The sequence below is a fragment of the Streptomyces sp. NPDC045955 genome (assembly GCF_056430805.1).
Genome location: NZ_JBWKKY010000008.1, coordinates 1 through 17,700, shown reverse-complemented (window position 1 = coordinate 17,700; position 17,700 = coordinate 1). Strand labels below are relative to the sequence as shown.

General features: G+C 69.4%; 9 protein-coding genes, 1 tRNA gene and 1 rRNA gene. 1 reads left to right on the top strand and 10 read right to left on the bottom strand.

Annotation, left to right across the window (positions count from 1 at the left end; translation table 11 throughout):
- Nucleotides 1-97: 97 nt before the first annotated feature.
- From AC07F0_RS17980 to AC07F0_RS17950, 7 genes are all read right to left on the bottom strand, one after another.
- Nucleotides 98-643: a CinA family protein gene (locus AC07F0_RS17980; RefSeq protein WP_478979946.1), complete on the bottom strand. Its 546-nt coding sequence runs from the start codon at nucleotides 641-643 to the stop codon at nucleotides 98-100.
- Nucleotides 640-1,512, bottom strand: a complete 873-nt coding sequence (pgsA, locus tag AC07F0_RS17975) for a CDP-diacylglycerol--glycerol-3-phosphate 3-phosphatidyltransferase (RefSeq protein WP_478979944.1) — start codon at nucleotides 1,510-1,512, stop codon at nucleotides 640-642. The genes AC07F0_RS17980 and pgsA overlap by 4 nt, the downstream gene beginning before the upstream one ends.
- A complete protein-coding gene (gene rimO, locus AC07F0_RS17970) occupies nucleotides 1,509-2,990 on the bottom strand; it encodes a 30S ribosomal protein S12 methylthiotransferase RimO (RefSeq protein ID WP_436730811.1) in 1,482 nt (493 codons plus the stop codon). The genes pgsA and rimO overlap by 4 nt, the downstream gene beginning before the upstream one ends.
- Before the next feature lie 93 nt (nucleotides 2,991-3,083).
- Entirely contained in the window at nucleotides 3,084-3,938 is an 855-nt protein-coding gene (locus AC07F0_RS17965) for a helix-turn-helix domain-containing protein (protein WP_478979942.1), read from the bottom strand.
- 260 nt (nucleotides 3,939-4,198) lie between these two features.
- Nucleotides 4,199-6,925, bottom strand: coding sequence for an FtsK/SpoIIIE family DNA translocase (locus tag AC07F0_RS17960; RefSeq protein ID WP_478979940.1), 2,727 nt, complete (start codon nucleotides 6,923-6,925; stop codon nucleotides 4,199-4,201).
- Between the two features lie 127 nt (nucleotides 6,926-7,052).
- Nucleotides 7,053-7,733 (bottom strand): response regulator, encoded by a 681-nt coding sequence (locus AC07F0_RS17955; RefSeq protein ID WP_478979938.1) that lies wholly within the window; start codon nucleotides 7,731-7,733, stop codon nucleotides 7,053-7,055.
- A 307-nt stretch (nucleotides 7,734-8,040) separates the two neighbouring features.
- The gene (locus tag AC07F0_RS17950; protein WP_478979936.1) at nucleotides 8,041-13,512 is read right to left on the bottom strand and encodes a HAMP domain-containing protein; all 5,472 of its coding nucleotides are present in this window, start codon (nucleotides 13,510-13,512) and stop codon (nucleotides 8,041-8,043) included.
- A gap of 378 nt (nucleotides 13,513-13,890) precedes the next feature.
- Here AC07F0_RS17950 and AC07F0_RS17945 point away from each other — a divergent pair, with 378 nt between their 5' ends.
- Complete coding sequence (locus AC07F0_RS17945) at nucleotides 13,891-16,644, top strand: SpoIIE family protein phosphatase (protein ID WP_478979934.1); 2,754 nt, start codon at nucleotides 13,891-13,893, stop codon at nucleotides 16,642-16,644.
- Between the two features lie 43 nt (nucleotides 16,645-16,687).
- Here AC07F0_RS17945 and AC07F0_RS17940 read toward each other — a convergent pair.
- From AC07F0_RS17940 to rrf, 3 genes are all read right to left on the bottom strand, one after another.
- Nucleotides 16,688-16,763, bottom strand: a tRNA-Thr gene (locus AC07F0_RS17940).
- 74 nt (nucleotides 16,764-16,837) lie between these two features.
- Complete coding sequence (locus tag AC07F0_RS17935; protein WP_478980429.1) at nucleotides 16,838-17,500, bottom strand: DegT/DnrJ/EryC1/StrS family aminotransferase; 663 nt, start codon at nucleotides 17,498-17,500, stop codon at nucleotides 16,838-16,840.
- A 114-nt stretch (nucleotides 17,501-17,614) separates the two neighbouring features.
- Nucleotides 17,615-17,700: ribosomal RNA gene (rrf, locus tag AC07F0_RS17930) — 5S ribosomal RNA — on the bottom strand; the annotation flags it as partial.

Genomic DNA, 17,700 nt, shown 5'->3' with positions numbered 1-17,700 from the left:
CCTCGGACCGCGTAGCCGCATCCATTACGCCCCACCGTACCGCCTTGCGCCGCGGCCGTGCGGGGAGCGATGTCGTGTTCACTCAGGGCTGCAAACATCAAAACCCCCCGTTCCGTTCCGTATCCTGTGCCCGTTCATTCCCAGTCTGTTCGCCCGCAAGCTCCTCCAGGAGCAGTGCGAGTACGCTCCGTACACTCTCTCTACGAATTTCCTCGCGGTCGCCGTTCAACCGCAGAGCCTCCACTTTTCCGCCGCCGGCAGAACCGGAATCGGTCCTCCGGGGTCCGTCCACGGCGACGAAGACCGTCCCGACGGCTTGTCCGTCCTGCGGCTCCGGACCCGCGACACCGGTGGTCGCGATGCCCCAGTCCGTGCCGAGCGCCTTGCGCACTCCGGCCGCCATCTGGGCCGCGACCTGCGGATCCACCGCTCCTCGCGTTGCCAGCAGGGCGGCGTCGACACCGAGCAGTTCCTGCTTCAGTTCGCTGGCGTACGCCGTCACCGAACCTCGGAAGACCTTGGACGCCCCGGGCACGGATGTGATCTCCGCCGCAACGAGACCACCGGTCAACGACTCCGCGACGGCGAGCGTCTCACCCTTCACCGTGAGTAGTCGCACCACGTCGGTGGCCGTGGAACTCACGCTTCCTTCTCCTCCAACGCGGCCTTGCGCTCGGCGATTCCCTGCCTGCGCAGCACAATGGCCTGTTTCACATAGTCGAGCCCCGTCACCACGGTCAGAACGACCGCCACGGCCATCACCCAGAACCTCAGCGTGGCCAGCCACCCCGTCAGTGCCAGCACATACATGCCCACGGCCACGCCCTGGGTGAGCGTCTTGAGCTTGCCTCCGCGACTGGCGGGGATGACGCCGTACCGGATGACCAGAAAACGCAGCAGGGTGATCCCGAGTTCCCGGCCGAGGATGACGCCGGTCACCCACCACGGCAGATCGCCGAGCGCGGACAGACAGATCAGCGCCGCCCCCATGATCGCCTTGTCGGCGATGGGGTCGGCGATCTTCCCGAAGTCCGTGACCAGGTTGTACGTGCGCGCCAGATGACCGTCGAAGAGGTCGGTGATCATGGCGATGGCGAAGGCCGCCCAGGCGAGGGACCGCCACGCCGGGTCGTACCCGCCGTCCGCGAGCATCAGCGCGACGAAGACCGGCACGAGGATCAGCCGGAGCATGGTCAGGAGGTTGGCGACGTTCCAGACGCTGGCCTGGTTGACGGCCGCGGCCGCCAGCTTCCCGCCCCGCGCCGGCCTCCCGTCGTCGTGCGCGTCGACGACGGCGCTCTCGGAGCCGTCACCGACGGCGGCCCCACCGTCACCGGCACCGGCCGCCGCACCCTGCCCAGCAGTCGGCGCGGCACCGGCCGCCCCGCCCTCGGCCGACCGCGCGGCCGACCGGCCCACAGAAGTCCCGGGAACCTTCCCCGAAGCCGCACCGGCAGCGGCCCTCCTCGCGCCGGAGGGGCCTCCCGCCGCGGATGCCGGAACACCGGTCATCTGCCAGCCTCCTCACTCCACGCCGGCGACGCGAACGAGCCCTGAAGCGGCTCGGCCACCAGGTCGACGCCCTCGGTACCGACCACCTTCGCCTCGACCATACGGCCGCTGCTCAGACCCGCGCCGCTCGTGAGCAGCACCTGGCCGTCCGTCTCGGGCGCCTGGTGCGCCGCGCGGCCGTACACGCCCTCCTCGTCGTCGACGGACTCGACGAGCACGTGCACCGTCTGGCCGACGCGCTCCTCGGCGCGCTGCGAGACGAGTTCCTCGGCCAGCCGCGAGACGCGGGCCAGTCGCTCGGCGACGACGTCCTCGTCGAGCTTGTTCTCGTAGGTCGCCGCCTCGGTGCCCTCCTCGTCGGAGTAGCCGAAGACGCCGATGGCGTCCAGCCGCGCGCCGTTCAGGAACCGCTCCAGCTCGGCGAGGTCGGCCTCGCTCTCGCCGGGGAAGCCGACGATGAAGTTGGAGCGCACGCCGGCCTCGGGCGCCTTGCTGCGGATCGTGTCGAGCAGCTCCAGAAACCGGTCGGTGTCGCCGAAGCGGCGCATCGCGCGCAGCACGCCGGGCGCGGAGTGCTGGAAGGACAGGTCGAAGTACGGCGCGACCTTCGGGGTGGACGTCAGCACGTCGATCAGGCCCGGGCGCATCTCCGCGGGCTGCAGGTAGCTCACCCGGACCCGCTCGATGCCGTCCACCTCGGCGAGCTCGGGCAGCAGCGACTCCAGCAGGCGGATGTCGCCGAGGTCCTTGCCGTAGGAGGTGTTGTTCTCGGAGACCAGCATGATCTCCTTCACTCCCTGCTCGGCCAGCCAGCGCGTCTCGTTCAGCACGTCGCTCGGGCGGCGGGAGATGAAGGAGCCGCGGAAGGACGGGATGGCGCAGAAGGAGCAGCGCCGGTCGCAGCCGGAGGCCAGCTTCACGGAGGCGACCGGAGAGCCGTCCAGACGGCGCCGCAGGGGCGCACGGGGGCCGGAGGCCGGAGCGAGACCCTCCGGAAGGTCGGCCGGGGCGTGCCCGGGCAGCGCGACCTCCGTGGCCGACTCCTGCCGCTCGGCCGGGCTGATCGGCAGCAGCTTGCGCCGGTCACGCGGGGTGTGCGAGGCGTGGATGCCGCCGTTGAGGATGGTCTGGAGCCGGTCCGAGATGTCCGAGTAGTCGTCGAACCCGAGCACTCCGTCGGCCTCCGGGAGGGCCTCGGCGAGTTCCTTGCCGTACCGCTCGGCCATGCAGCCCACCGCCACGACGGCCTGGGTTCTGCCGTGTCCCTTGAGGTCGTTGGCCTCCAGGAGGGCGTCGACGGAGTCCTTCTTGGCGGCCTCGACGAAGCCACAGGTGTTCACGACGGCGACGTCCGCGTCCTCGGCGTCCTCCACGAGCTGCCAGCCGTCCGCCTCCAAACGGCCTGCGAGCTCCTCCGAGTCCACCTCGTTACGGGCGCAGCCAAGGGTGACGAGTGCGACGGTACGGCGTTCAGGCATGGGCTCAAGAGTACTTCGTCCCGCTGACACCCCACGTCGACGGGGTTGGCCGTTTCCGGACCAACCCCGTGGCGACCGCACCCCTCGGACCGGTTATCCGGCCTCGGGGTCACCCTTCGTGTAGGTCAGGCGCTCCACGGCGCCCGGCTGGAAGTCGTCCTTGATCTTCTTGCCGTTGACGAAGAGGTCGATAGCGCCGGCGTCCCCGAGGACGAGGTGCACCTTCGAGCTGTCCTGGAAGGTCTTGGTCTCGCCCTGCTTGAGAACGCCGTCGAAGATCAACCGGCCGTTGTGGTCCTTGGCGGCGATCCAGCTGCGGCCGTCGGCGGCGGCCACCTGGACCGTCACCTTGTCCTGGGGCGCTGCCGCGATGGCGCTGTCGGACGCCTCGGGCTTGGGGTCGGCGGGCTTCTTGGTCTTGGTGGTCGGGGAGGCGGAGGCGCCGGTGGTGGGCGTGGAGCCCTCGGCCACGTTCGCCTCGCCGCCGCTGTCGCCGCCGCCCTGGAGCATGGTGAACCCGACGAATCCGATCACGGCGACGATCGCCGCGACCATGGCGGCGGTCCAGTTGGGGCCCCGCCGCTCCGGGCGGATGCGTTCCGCTTCGAAGAGGGGAGCTGCCGGGGTCGGCGCCGGGCGCCCGCCGTGTTCGTCGCCGTACTGGGCGAGCAGCGGCGCCGGGTCGAGGCGGACGGCCTTGGCGAGGGTCCTGATGTGCCCCCGGGCGTAGACGTCCCCGCCGCAGGCGGTGAAGTCGTCCGCCTCGATGGCGTGCACGATGTTCATGCGGACCCGGGTGGCGCTACTGATGTCGTCGACGGTCAGCCCAGCGGCGATACGCGCCTGCTGAAGGGCACGGCCGATGGAGGGGCGGGCTTCCTCGCGGTCTTCTTCGACGCGCTCGTCTTCGAACGGACGCTCGTCTTCAGGGGAGTTGCCGATGGACACGGGGGCGCCTTTCGAGCGTGTAGCCGCCTGTGCTGGTGGTTCAGTCTAGGGGGGGTACAAAAGGGTGGGGCAACCGGGCGGTGGCACTTTGTACGCCATCGGAATGGCCCGACATTCCGATGGTGGGGAAGCTGTTTCTCGCTTCCCCCAACTTGACGTACGCCGAAGGGAAACGGTTGCTCAAGGATCCCTTACAGCTGAGTCACGATCCGGACACCCGATTGCAGTACGACTCGGCGTGGCGGCCGTGACCCGCTTCCCTACCCTTCAGACTCCCCCCGGATCAGCGCGAGCACGCCATCCAGCTCATCAGGCTTCACAAGAACGTCACGAGCCTTCGAACCCTCGCTCGGCCCGACGATGTTCCGGGACTCCATGAGGTCCATCAGCCGCCCGGCCTTGGCGAAGCCGACGCGCAGTTTGCGCTGGAGCATGGACGTCGACCCGAACTGCGTGGAGACGACCAGCTCGGCCGCCTGGCACAGCAGGTCGAGATCGTCGCCGATGTCCTCGTCGATCTCCTTCTTCTGCTTGGTCCCGACGGTGACGTCGTCACGGAAGACGGGCGCCATCTGGTCCTTGCAGTGCTGGACGACGCCCGCGATCTCCTCCTCGGTGACGAAGGCACCCTGCATACGGGTCGGCTTGTTGGCGCCCATCGGCAGGAACAGCCCGTCACCCTTGCCGATGAGCTTCTCGGCGCCCGGCTGGTCGAGGATGACCCGCGAGTCGGCGAGGGACGACGTGGCGAAGGCCAGCCGCGACGGCACGTTGGCCTTGATCAGGCCGGTGACGACGTCGACCGACGGCCGCTGTGTGGCCAGCACCAGATGGATGCCGGCCGCGCGCGCGAGCTGCGTGATGCGCACGATCGCGTCTTCGACGTCCCGCGGCGCGACCATCATCAGGTCGGCGAGCTCGTCGACGATGACCAGCAGATACGGATACGGCTGGAGCTCGCGCTCGCTGCCCTCGGGCGGCTTGACCTTGCCCTCGCGCACGGCCCTGTTGAAGTCGTCGATGTGCCGGTAGCCGTAGGCGGCCAGGTCGTCGTAGCGCAGGTCCATCTCGCGTACGACCCACTGGAGCGCCTCGGCGGCCCGCTTGGGATTGGTGATGATCGGGGTGATGAGGTGCGGGATGCCCTCGTAGGCGGTCAGCTCCACCCGCTTGGGGTCGACGAGGATCATCCGGACGTCCTCGGGGGTCGCCCGCATCATGATCGATGTGATCAGGCAGTTGATGCAGGACGACTTGCCGGAGCCGGTGGCGCCGGCGACCAGCATGTGCGGCATCTTCGCCAGCGAGTGCATGACGTAGCCGCCCTCGACGTCCTTGCCGAAGGCCACCAGCATCGGGTCGTCGTCCTCCGCGGACTCCGCGAGCCGCAGTACGTCACCGAGGTTGACCATCTCCCGGTCGGTGTTCGGGATCTCGATGCCGACCGCGGACTTGCCGGGAATCGGGCTGATGATCCGCACGTCCGGGCTGGCGACGGCGTAGGCGATGTTCTTGGCCAGTGCGGTGATCCGCTCGACCTTCACGGCCGGGCCGAGCTCGATCTCGTAGCGCGTGACCGTCGGCCCGCGCGTGAAGCCGGTGACGCTGGCGTCCACCTTGAACTCGGTGAAGACGTTGGTCAGCGCGGCGACTATGGCGTCGTTGGCGGCGCTGCGCGCCTTGCCGGGGCCCCCGCGCGTGAGGAGGTCGAGGGACGGCAGGGCGTACGTGATGTCCCCGGACAGCTGGAGCTGTTCCGCGCGCGGGGGCAGGTCGCGGGGCTTGGCGGGCGGGGACTTGGTGAGGTCGCGGACGCCCGCCTTCGGCCTCTCCTGCTCGGGCTGGTCCTGCTTGAGCTTCTCCTGCTGGGGCCGGGCTGCCGGGACGGGCGTCGGCGTGGTGGGCTCGCGGTCCCCGACGGTCACGCCCTGGGTGAGGTCCGCGACGATCGGCGAGGGCGGCATCCCGTGCAGCACGGCGCCGTCCAGCGCGGCGGCCGCCGCAGCGGCGACGTCCACGGCGTCCATGGGCCGGTCCATGTCGGGCTGCGGCACGGCGGACCGCCGGGGACGGCCGCGACGCCGGGAGAGCGCCTCCTGCTCGGCGCTGTCGGGGTCGTACGCCGCGGGCGCCGGCGTACGCCTGCCGCGCGGGCGCGCCGGCAGCGCCTCCCGCCACTGTTCGTCGTAGCGCTCGTCGTCCTCGGCGAAGCCGAACTCGTCCTCGGCCGGGTCGCGGACGATCCCGAGCCGTACCCCGGCCTGCCGCAGCCGCTGCGGGATGGCGTTGACCGGGGTGGCCGTGACGACCAGCAGCCCGAAGACCGTCAGCAGCACGAGCAGCGGCACGGCGAGCATGTCGCCCATGGCGTACGACAGCGGGGTCGCCATGGCCCAGCCGATCAGGCCGCCGGCGGCCCTTATGGCCTGCATGCCGTCGCCGCGCGCGGGTGCGCCGCAGGCGATGTGGACCTGGCCGAGCACGCCGATGACCAGCGCGGACAGGCCGATGACGATGCGTCCGTTGGCCTCGGGCTTCTCCGGGTGGCGGATGAAGCGCACGGCGATGACGGCGAGCAGGATCGGCACGAGCAGGTCGAGCCGGCCGAAGGCACCGGTCACCAGGATCTCGACCAGGTCACCCACGGGGCCCTTCAAATCGGCCCAGGTGCCCGCGGCGACGATCAGCGCGATGCCGAGCAGCAGCAGGGCGACGCCGTCCTTGCGGTGTGCCGGGTCGAGGTTCTTGGCGCCCTGCCCTATGCCGCGGAACACGGCGCCGACGGCATGTGCGACCCCGAGCCACAGGGCGCGCACGAGCCGATAGATGCCCCCGGTGGGGCTCGGAGCCGGTTTGGGCGCGGCTTTCTTCGCCGCGGCCTTCTTGGCGGGCGCCTTTTTGGCAGCGGCCTTCTTCGCCGGAGCCTTCGCCGAACCGGCCGCCTTCTTCGCGGGCGGCTTCTTGGCTGCGGAGGGACGTGAGGCCATGGGTGTGAGGTTACCGGGGGAGACGAGTAGGGACACGTGTGCCTACGGCTTCACCCGTTCGTGTCGCTCCGGGAGAGGCACAGAACTGACGCGGGCTCATCGGCGCGCAACCACGCCTGCTCGGGCGTCAGTTCTGCGAGGAGACCGACGACGTGCTTCCGGTGCCCGGCTCCAGCGCGTCCAGCGCCCGCCGCAACCCCGTGAGCTTGCGCTCCAGATGAGCCGCCGTGGCCACCGCCGCCGCGTCCGTGGAGTCGTCGTTGAGCTGCTTGGTCAGCGCCTCGGCCTGCTCCTCGACGGCCGCGAGCCGCGCGGAGAGCTCGGCGAGCAGCCCGGCCGACTCCTTGGCCTCGCCGTCCGTATCCTTGCCGTTGCCCTCCAACTGGAGCCGCAGCAGCGACGCCTGCTCACGCAGCTGGCAGTTCTTCATGTACAGCTCGACGAAGACGGAGACCTTCGCGCGCAGCACCCACGGGTCGAACGGCTTGGAGATGTAGTCGACCGCGCCCGCCGCATAACCCCGGAACGTGTGGTGCGGCCCGTGGTTGATCGCGGTGAGGAAGATGATCGGGATGTCCCGGGTCCGCTCCCGCCGCTTGATGTGCGCGGCTGTTTCGAAGCCGTCCATGCCCGGCATCTGGACATCCAGCAGAATGACCGCGAAGTCGTCCGTGAGCAGCGCTTTGAGCGCTTCCTCCCCGGACGATGCCCGCACCAGCGTCTGATCGAGCGCAGAGAGGATCGCCTCCAGCGCAAGCAGATTCTCCGGCCGGTCATCGACCAGGAGGATCTTGGCCTTCTGCACCATGGCCCGCCCTCCTCGCCCCGGCGTGGGGCCTCCCCTGTCCGCAGGACCTGGGGTCGCACCGGTGGGTGCCGCCCCAGCGGACGACTCCCTTGCGCCGCCCGTCCTTGTGCCGGTCATCGTAGCCGCACCCCGCCTGTCGCCACACCCTGTCACCGGGATGTCACTGTGCACGTAGCAGAAACGCAGCAGGAGACCAGAAGGTTCCCCAGATCTCGTACTTCTACACGACTATGCGCACACTGAGTTCGCAACTCCGTGTGAACACCGAACCTTCCCGCCAACGTTGCGTAAGGGTCCAACGTTCCCCTCATTCCCCTCGCATCCACTGATCCATCACCGTCAGCAGGTGATCGGGGTCGACCGGCTTCGTGACGTAGTCGGATGCGCCCGACTCGATCGCCTTCTCCCGGTCGCCCTTCATCGCCTTCGCGGTCAGCGCGATGATCGGCAGCCCGGCGAACTGCGGCATCCTGCGGATCGCCGTGGTCGTCGCGTACCCGTCCATCTCCGGCATCATGATGTCCATCAGGACGACCGCCACGTCCTCGTGCTGCTCCAGGACCTCGATGCCCTCACGGCCGTTCTCCGCGTACAGCACGGACAGGCCGTGCTGCTCCAGGACGCTGGTCAGCGCGAAGACGTTGCGGATGTCGTCGTCGACGATCAGGACCTTCTGGCCGCCGAACCGGATGCCGCGCCGCGGCTTCGGCGCCGCCTCCTGCTCCGCCGGCGTCCACTGCTCGGGCTGCGCCGGGCGCGGAGCCAGCTCCGGCATCCTGCGCCGCCGCCGGAACAGGGCGGCCGGTCCGTTCTGCGTCTCGCGGTACGACTTGACCTCGGCCGGGGTCTCGGCCTCGACCTCGGACAGCTCGGACAGGTCCGACGTCGAGGCCATCAGGTCACCGGCCTCCAGGGACGGCAGTTGCTGCTGGTAGCCCTGCGGCGGCAGTTCGCTGGGGTGCAGCGGCAGGTACAGCGTGAACGTCGAGCCGCGGCCCGGCTCGCTCTGCGCGTGGATCTCACCGCCGAGCAGCTGGGCGATCTCCCGCGAGATGGACAGCCCGAGACCCGTACCGCCGTACTTGCGGCTGGTCGTGCCGTCGGCCTGCTTGAACGCCTCGAAGATCACCCGCATCTTGCTGGACGCGATGCCGATCCCGGTGTCGGTCACGGAGAACGCGATCAGCTCGGCGTCCGGGTCGGTCAGCGACCCGGTCTCCAGCAACTGCTCCCGGATCTTCTGCGGCACGTCGTCCCGCGCCGGCCTGATGACCAGCTCCACCGACCCGGAGTCGGTGAACTTCACCGCGTTGGACAGCAGGTTGCGCAGCACCTGCAGCAGCCGCTGCTCGTCGGTGTGCAGCGTCGCCGGCAGCTCCGGCGACACCCGTACGGACAGGTCCAGGCCCTTCTCCGCGGTCAGCGGCCGGAAGGTGGCCTCCACGTAGTCCACGAGCTGGACGAGCGCGATCCGCGTCGGGGAGACGTCCATCTTGCCCGCCTCGACCTTCGACAGGTCGAGGATGTCGTTGATGAGCTGGAGCAGGTCGGAACCGGCCCCGTGGATCGTCTCGGCGAACTCGACCTGCTTCGGGGAGAGGTTCCCCTCCGCGTTGTCGGCGAGCAGCTTGGCCAGGATCAGCAGCGAGTTGAGCGGCGTACGCAGCTCGTGCGACATGTTCGCCAGGAACTCGCTCTTGTAGCGCATCGACACCGCGAGCTGCTCGGCGCGCTCCTCCAGGACCTGCCGCGCCTCCTCGATCTCGGTGTTCTTCACCTCGATGTCGCGGTTCTGCTGGGCCAGCAGCTCGGCCTTCTCCTCCAGTTCGGCGTTGGACGCCTGGAGGGCCTTCTGCCGCTGCTCCAACTCGGCGGAGCGCTCACGCAGCTGCTCGGTCAGCTCCTGCGACTGCGCCAGCAGCAACTCGGTCTTGGTGTTGACGGAGATGGTGTTGACGCTGGTGGCGATCATCTCCGCGATCTGGTTGAGGAAGTCCTTCTGGATCTGTGTGAACGGCGTGAAGGACGCCAGCTCGATGACGCCGAGCACCTTCCCCTCGAACAGCACCGGCAGCACGATCACCTGCGCGGGCGGCGCCTCACCGAGCCCCGAGGAGATCCTCAGGTAGCCGCTGGGCGCGTTCTCCACCAGGATCGTGCGCTTCTCCGTCGCGGCCGTGCCGATCAGCGCCTCACCGGGCTGGAAAGACGTAGGCATGGAGCCCATCGAGTAGCCGTACGAGCCGAGCATGCGCAGCTCGTACTGGTCGTCGTCGGCGGCGTTCATGTCCTCGCCGTCGACCAGCGGCATCGCCAGGAAGAACGCACCGTGCTGCGCCGAGACCACCGGCGTCAGCTCGCTCATGATGAGCGAGGCCACGTCCTCCAGGTCACGGCGGCCCTGCATCAGCGCGGAGATCCGGGCGAGGTTGCCCTTGAGCCAGTCCTGCTCCTTGTTGGCGATCGTGGTGTCGCGCAGGTTGGCGATCATCTTGTTGATGTAGTCCTGGAGCTCCTGGATCTCCCCGGACGCGTCCACGTCGATCTTCAGATTCAGATCGCCCCGGGTCACCGCGGTCGCCACGCGCGCGATGGCACGCACCTGCCGGGTCAGGTTCCCGGCCATCTCGTTCACGGACTCGGTCAGGTCCCGCCACGTGCCGTCGACGTCACGCACGCGTGCCTGGCCGCCGAGCTGTCCCTCCGTACCCACCTCGCGGGCGACGCGGGTGACCTCCTCGGCGAAGGACGACAGCTGGTCGACCATCGTGTTGATGGTCGTCTTCAGCTCCAGGATCTCCCCGCGCGCGTCGATGTCGATCTTCTTCGTCAGGTCACCCTTGGCGATGGCCGTGGTCACCATGGCGATGTTGCGCACCTGGCCGGTCAGATTGGACGCCATCTGGTTCACGGACTCGGTGAGGTCCTTCCACGTACCGGCCACACCCGGCACGTGCGCCTGACCGCCGAGGATGCCGTCCGTGCCCACCTCACGGGCCACCTTGGTGACCTGCTCGGCGAACGAACTCAGCGTCTTCACCATCGTGTTGATGGTGTCGGCGAGCTGCGCGACCTCACCGCGCGCCTCGATCGTGACCTGCCGCGTCAGGTCGCCGTTGGCGACCGCCGCCGAGACCTGGGAGATGTTCCGCACCTGAGTGGTGAGGTTCTTGGCCATCAGGTTGACGTTGTCGCTCAGGTCCTTCCAGATGCCCGTGACACCCGGCACGTGCGCCTGGCCGCCGAGGATGCCCTCGGTGCCCACCTCACGGGCCACCCGGGTCACCTGCTCGGCGAAGGAGGACAGCTGGTCCACCATCGTGTTGACGGTCGTGACGAGTTCGAGGATCTCGCCCTTGGCGTCGACGGTGATCTTCTTCGACAGATCGCCCCGGGCGACCGCCGTCGTGACCTCGGCGATGTTGCGGACCTGAATGGTCAGGTTGTTCGCCATGCCGTTCACGGACTGGGTGAGGTCCTTCCAGGTGCCGGAGACGCCCTGCACCTCGGCCTGGCCACCCAGGATGCCCTCCGTACCCACCTCACGGGCCACACGCGTGACCTCCTGGGCGAACGACGACAGCTGGTCCACCATCGTGTTCAGGGTGTTCTTCAGCTCCAGGATCTCCCCGCGCGCGTCCACGGTGATCTTCTGGGACAGGTCACCCCGGGCCACCGCGGTCGCCACCTGCGCGATGTTGCGCACCTGCGCGGTGAGATTCCCGGCCATGCCGTTCACGGAGTCCGTCAGGTCGCGCCACACACCGGCGACCCCGGGCACCTGCGCCTGACCGCCCAGCCGCCCGTCCGTACCCACCTCACGGGCGACCCGGGTCACCTGATCGGCGAAGGCCGAGAGCTGGTCCACCATCGTGTTGATGGTGTTCTTCAGCTCCAGGATCTCCCCGCGCGCGTCGACGTCGATCTTCTGCGACAGATCGCCCCGGGCCACGGCCGTCGTCACCTGCGCGATGTTGCGCACCTGGGAGGTGAGGTTCCCGGCCATGGAGTTGACGGAGTCGGTGAGCTCCTTCCACGTGCCGGACACGCCGTCCACCCGGGCCTGACCGCCGAGCCGGCCCTCCGTGCCCACGTCGCGGGCCATCCGGGTCACCTGGTCGGCGAAGCTCGACAGCTGGTCCACCATGGTGTTCACGGTGTTCTTCATCTTGAGCATCTCGCCGGAGACGTCGACCGTCACCTTCTGCGAGAGGTCACCGTTGGCCACCGCCGTCGTCACCTGGGCGATGTTGCGCACCTGTCCGGTGAGGTTCCGGAACGCCGTGTTGACGGAGTCCGTCAGGTCCTTCCACGTCCCGGCCACACCCGGCACCTGCGCCTGACCGCCCAGCTCACCCTCGACACCGATCTCGCGGGCCACACGGGTCACTTCGGCACCGAAGGCGGACAGCTGGTCGACCATCGTGTTGACGGTGTTCTTCAGCTCCAGCATCTCGCCGGCCACGTCCACGGTGACCTTCTGCGACAGATCACCATTGGCCACGGCCGTCGTCACGGCGGCGATGTCCCGCACCTGAGTGGTCAGATTCCGGAAGACCGTGTTCACCGAATCGGTGAGGTCCTTCCACGTCCCCGCCGCACCCGGCACGTTCGCCTGACCGCCGAGCTGCCCCTCGGCCCCGACCTCGTTGGCCACGCGCGTGACCTCGTCCGCGAAGATCCGCAGCGTCTCGGTCATCTGGTTGATCGTGTCGGCGAGCTGCGCGACCTCACCGCGCGCCGGCACCGTCACCTTGCGTGACAGGTCACCGTTGGCGACCGCGGTCGTCACCTCCGCGATCCCACGGACCTGGGCTGTGAGGTTCCCGGCCATGGTGTTCACCGAATCGGTGAGTTCCTTCCACACACCGGCGACGCCCGGCACCTGCGCCTGGCCGCCCAGCGCGCCCTCGGTGCCCACCTCACGGGCCACCCGGGTCACCTCGGAGGAGAACGCCGACAGCTGGTCCACCATCGTGTTGACGGTGTTCTTCAGCTCCAGCATCTCGCCGGCCACCTGGACCGTGACCTTCCGCGACAGGTCACCCTTGGCGACCGCTGTCGTCACCAGCGCGATGTCCCTCACCTGAGCGGTGAGCCGGTTCGCCATCGTGTTGACGGAGTCCGTCAGGTCCCGCCAGGAACCCGACATGCCCCGCACGCGTGCCTGCCCGCCCAGCTTGCCCTCGGTGCCCACCTCGCTGGCCACCCGCGTGACCTCGTCGGTGAACGTCGACAGCTGGTCGACCAGGTTGTTGACGGTCCGCCCGACCTTCAGGAACTCGCCGCGCAACGGCTGCCCGTTCCCATCCGGCACCTGCGTGCGCAGCTCCATGCGCGGCGACAGATCACCCTCGGCCACCGCGGACAGCACCCGGCTGACCTCGGAGACCGGCCGCACCAGGTCGTCCACCAGGGCGTTCGAGTTGTCGATCGCGGTCGCCCAGGAGCCCTCGCACGCCCCCGTCTCCAGCCGCTCGGTGAGCTTGCCCTCCCGGCCCACCATCCGCCGCACCCGCGAGAGCTCACCCGTCAGATGCAGATTACGGTCGGCCACCTCGTTGAAAACCGCCGCGATCTCGGCCATCACGCCGTCCCCGGACACCGTGAGGCGCTTGCGGAAGTTGCCGTCCCGCATCGCCACCAGGGCGACCATCAGCCGGTTCAGGGCCGCAGTGTCCACCTCAGTCGTGCCGCTGCGCACTTTTCCCTGGTTGCTCGGGGACTGTCCGCCTTTCGCGCGCGTCCTCTTGCCACGCGTCGCTGCGCCAGACTCCACTGTGTCCCTCCCGCAGGGGTCGACCATCACTGCTGTGCTGGGGTACCACGCTCGGCGTACCGGTTACTACTGCGTATTCTCCGCCCTGCATACCAGGCCGTGCCCAGGGGGCTGCTGCCCCCCGTACGCAGACGGCATTCAGCCTGCCCGGACTTTCACAAGAAGCTTGCCCAGTGTTTCACCCTGCCCGAACCAGGCCATAACAGTTCGGCAGCTTCGCACATCGTCCGCACACCCTCCGGACGGAAACACTGCAGACCGGCATCCGCATGGACCGCGAAGGTAAGTAACCTTGCATCCGGCTGTCCAGCCGCGCCGGTTCGTCCGGCCTGGGCGGTGGCACGAAGACGAGCGGGCATCGGAGGGGCGGCCGCACACATGACCACCGGACTGATCCCTGGGGGACAGCCCCCGGACCCCCGGCCGACGGGCGGCCTGCCGCAACAGCGGCGCGAGCCGGTCGGCCACGCAGCCCAGCACGTCGAGAACCGGTCGAGGAGTTCTGTGATCACCGCGCGCGCGGCCGCCAGTTTCGAGCCCGTCGGGCGATCGGTCGCGAGCGCCCGCTCCTTCGTCCGCGACACCCTCCAGGGCTGGGGCTTCGCGGACATCGTCGACGACGCCGTCGTTCTCACCAGCGAACTGGTGACCAACGCCGTCGTCCACGCCGGCACCTCCGCCGACCTGCTCTGCCTGCGCACCGACGAGGGAGTGCGCGTCGAGGTGGCCGACCGGTACCCCGAGCGTGAGATCCCGCTCCAGGCCTCGGCGATCAACATGGGCAGCCCCGACCGCGAGGGCGGACGCGGCCTCCAGCTGTGCGCGGCCCTCGCCGGCCGCTGGGGCGTCGAGTACACCCCCACCCACAAGACCGTCTGGTTCCAACTCGACCTCCCGGCCCGGGCCGTGGGCACCCGAGCGGCCGGCCCGGCCCTCCCCGCCGACCTCCTCCCCCTCGCCGACGGCCGGGTCCGCGTGGCCGTCGTCCAGATCGACCGCACCGGCCACATCACCGCCTGGAACGAGGACGCCGAGGACCTCTTCGGCTACCCGGCCGAGCAGGTCACCGGCAAGCCCCTGACCGACCTCGCGGCCTGGCCGCACACCCCGGGCACCAGCACCGGCATCGCGGAGGCACTGACGCTCTCCCGCTGGGAAGGCAGTTACGGCATCCGCGCCGCCGACGGCCGCGTGACCCCCGTCTACGCCTCCCACCTGCGCGTGCGCGACACCGGCGGCGAACCGTCAACCGTGTGCCTCCTGGTACGGGACCACGAACGGGCCGTTCTCCAGACACCCCTGCGTGTCCCCGCCTCCGACACCGGCACCACCTCCGAGGGCCAGAGCACCGACCCCTTCGAGGTGTTCATCGGCTACCCCGCCCCGGACGACCTCGACGGCCTTCTCCAGCGCACGGTCGAACGCGCCCGCGACATGCTCGACGGCGACTCCGCGTTCCTCCTGCTGGCCACCGATGACGAGACGGAACTGGAGGTCCGCGCCTCCACGGGCCTGCCTTCCGCCCGCCAGCGCTTCGCCCGCGTCCCCGTCGAGGCGGGCTCCGGCCGCTACGGCTCCGCCCGCATGCCGGCCGTCCACGACGACCTGACCGCGGTCCCCGGCGCGGTGCCGCTGCTGAACGGCACGGGCATGCGCTCGGTCGTCACGGTCCCGCTGAAGGTCGAGGGCCGCCTCACCGGCTCGCTGGGCGTCGCCGCCGAGGCCCCCGGGAGATACTCGAACGAGGAAGCCCTGCGCCTCCAGTTCGCCGCCGACCGCATCGCACTCGCCGTCGAATCGGCCCGCCTCGGCGAACTGGAGCGCCTGCGCCGCGGCTCCTTGAACTTCCTGGTCGAGGCCTCCGACCTGCTGGCCGGCACCCTGGACCGCGACCAGACCCTGGCCCTGATGGCCCAGATGACGGTCCCCACCCTCGCCACCTGGTGCGCCGTCTACACGATCGCCCACCAGGCCTCCGAGCCCTACCTCTCGTACGTCCTGCACGAGGACGAGGAACTCATCGACGGCATCAAGTCCCTGCTGTCGAAGGTCCCCCCGCCCGACCCCGTCCCCGCCCCGGGCGCCCGCGTCTGGACGGCCCCCGCCGAGGTGGCACACCAGGCGGCCCTGCGCAGCTCCATGCGCAGCCTCGGCCTCAGTGGCGGCCCCACCCACCAGGTCACCCCCGGCATCGGCCCGACCCTCGCCACGGCCTCCGCGGTGGGCGGCGAGACGGTCGTCCTCCCCCTGGTCGCCCGCAACCGCGTCATCGGCATGCTGACCCTCGGCAAGCCGACCGACGAGCACTTCCGCCAGGAGATCCTGGAACTCGCCGAGGACCTGTCCCGCCGCGCTGCCCTGGCCCTGGACAACGCCCGCCTCTACTCCGAGCGCACGGCCATCAGCCAGTCCCTCCAGCGCAGCCTCCTCCCCCCGGAACTCCCCACGATCGAGGGAGTCGAGGTCGAGGTCATCTACCGCGCCGCCGGCGAGGGCAACGAAGTCGGCGGCGACTTCTACGACGTCTTCCCCATCCGCGACGGCGCCTACGGCTTCGCCATCGGCGACGTCTGCGGTACGGGCCCGAACGCGGCCGCGGTCACGGGCCTGGCCCGCCACGCCCTGCGCCTCCTGGCCCGCGAGGGCCTCAGCGGCCCGGCGGTCCTGGAACGCCTGAACTCCGCCATCCTCGACGAAGGCGCCCGCAGCCGCTTCCTCACCCTCCTCTACGGCGAGATGCGACCCCAGGAGGACGGCAGCGCCGAACTGAAGGTCGTCTGCGCCGGCCACCCGCTCCCGCTGCGCCTGCGCCAGGACGGCTCGGTGGAACCGGCAGCCGAACCCCAGCCGCTCCTCGGTGTCATCGACGACCTGGAGCTCTACGAGCAGACGGTCACGCTCGACCCGGGTGACGTCCTGCTGTGCGTCACGGACGGCGTCACCGAACGCCGCGAAGGCGCCCGCATGCTGGGCGACGACGGCCTCGCCGACGTCCTGACGACCTGCACGGGCCTCACGGCCGGCGCGGTCGCGGCCCGCATCATGCGTGCGGTGGAACGCTTCGCTTCGGACGCCCCGTCCGATGACATGGCGATCCTGGCGATGCGCGTCCCGGGCCTCCACAAGGACTAGGACATGAAAAGGGCCCCACCCGTGAGGGTGGGGCCTTTTCTGCTGGAGCCCCCAAACGGAATCGAACCGTTGACCTTCTCCTTACCATGGAGACGCTCTACCGACTGAGCTATAGGGGCCTGTCGCTTTGCGGAGTTTCCCGCGCGGCAACGGGATAGATCATACCCCGAACAGACCCGTGCTCCCAACCACGTCAGAAAGCGGGCTGGAGAAGCCCTCCAAGGGCATTACAGGCGGACACGATGCGTTGCATGTCCCGCTTGGTCAGGGTCGCGTCCACCGGCAGGGCGAGCGTCTCGTCGGCAGCCCGCTCCGTCTCCGGGAGGGAAACACACCGCCGGAATTCGGGCAGTCGATGTACCGGAGTCTTCACCGGTACCCGGCACTCGACTCCCCGCCCCCGCACAGCCCGCGCGAAAGCGTCCCGATCCGGCCTTCCATTGCCCGGAACGCGCACGACGTACTGCTGATACGTGTGTCCGTCACCGTCGTCCGGCGTCCGCACGCCCCTCAACTTCGCATGGAGATAAGCCGCCCGCTCCCTGCGCTGGGCTATCTCGTCGTACGGTGCCTCGGACTCCCCCTGCTCCAGCACGAGCAGCCCGTGCCGCGCTCCCAGCGTGTGCAGCCGCGCGATATCGGCGAGCCGCCCGAAGCGGTGGACCACGACGACGGCCGCGGTCCGCGGGGTCACCGCCGCTTCGACAGCGGAGGCATCGAGGCAGTAGCTGACCGGATCTATGTCGGCGAACACCGGCAGCGCCCCGGCTTTGGCCACGGCCTCGGCGACCTCGACGTTTCCGAAGGCCGGCACGACGACTTCGTCACCGAGTCCGACACCGGCGGCCCTGAGCATTGCGGCAGTACCCATGCTCTGGATGCTGATCGCGCAACGTGAACTTCAAGTGACGGAGAACAAAAAAGGGCTGGACCCGTAACCGAAGTTACGGGTCCAGCCCTGTCAATAATTGTTCGGCGGCGTCCTACTCTCCCACAGGGTCCCCCCTGCAGTACCATCGGCGCTGTAAGGCTTAGCTTCCGGGTTCGGAATGTAAC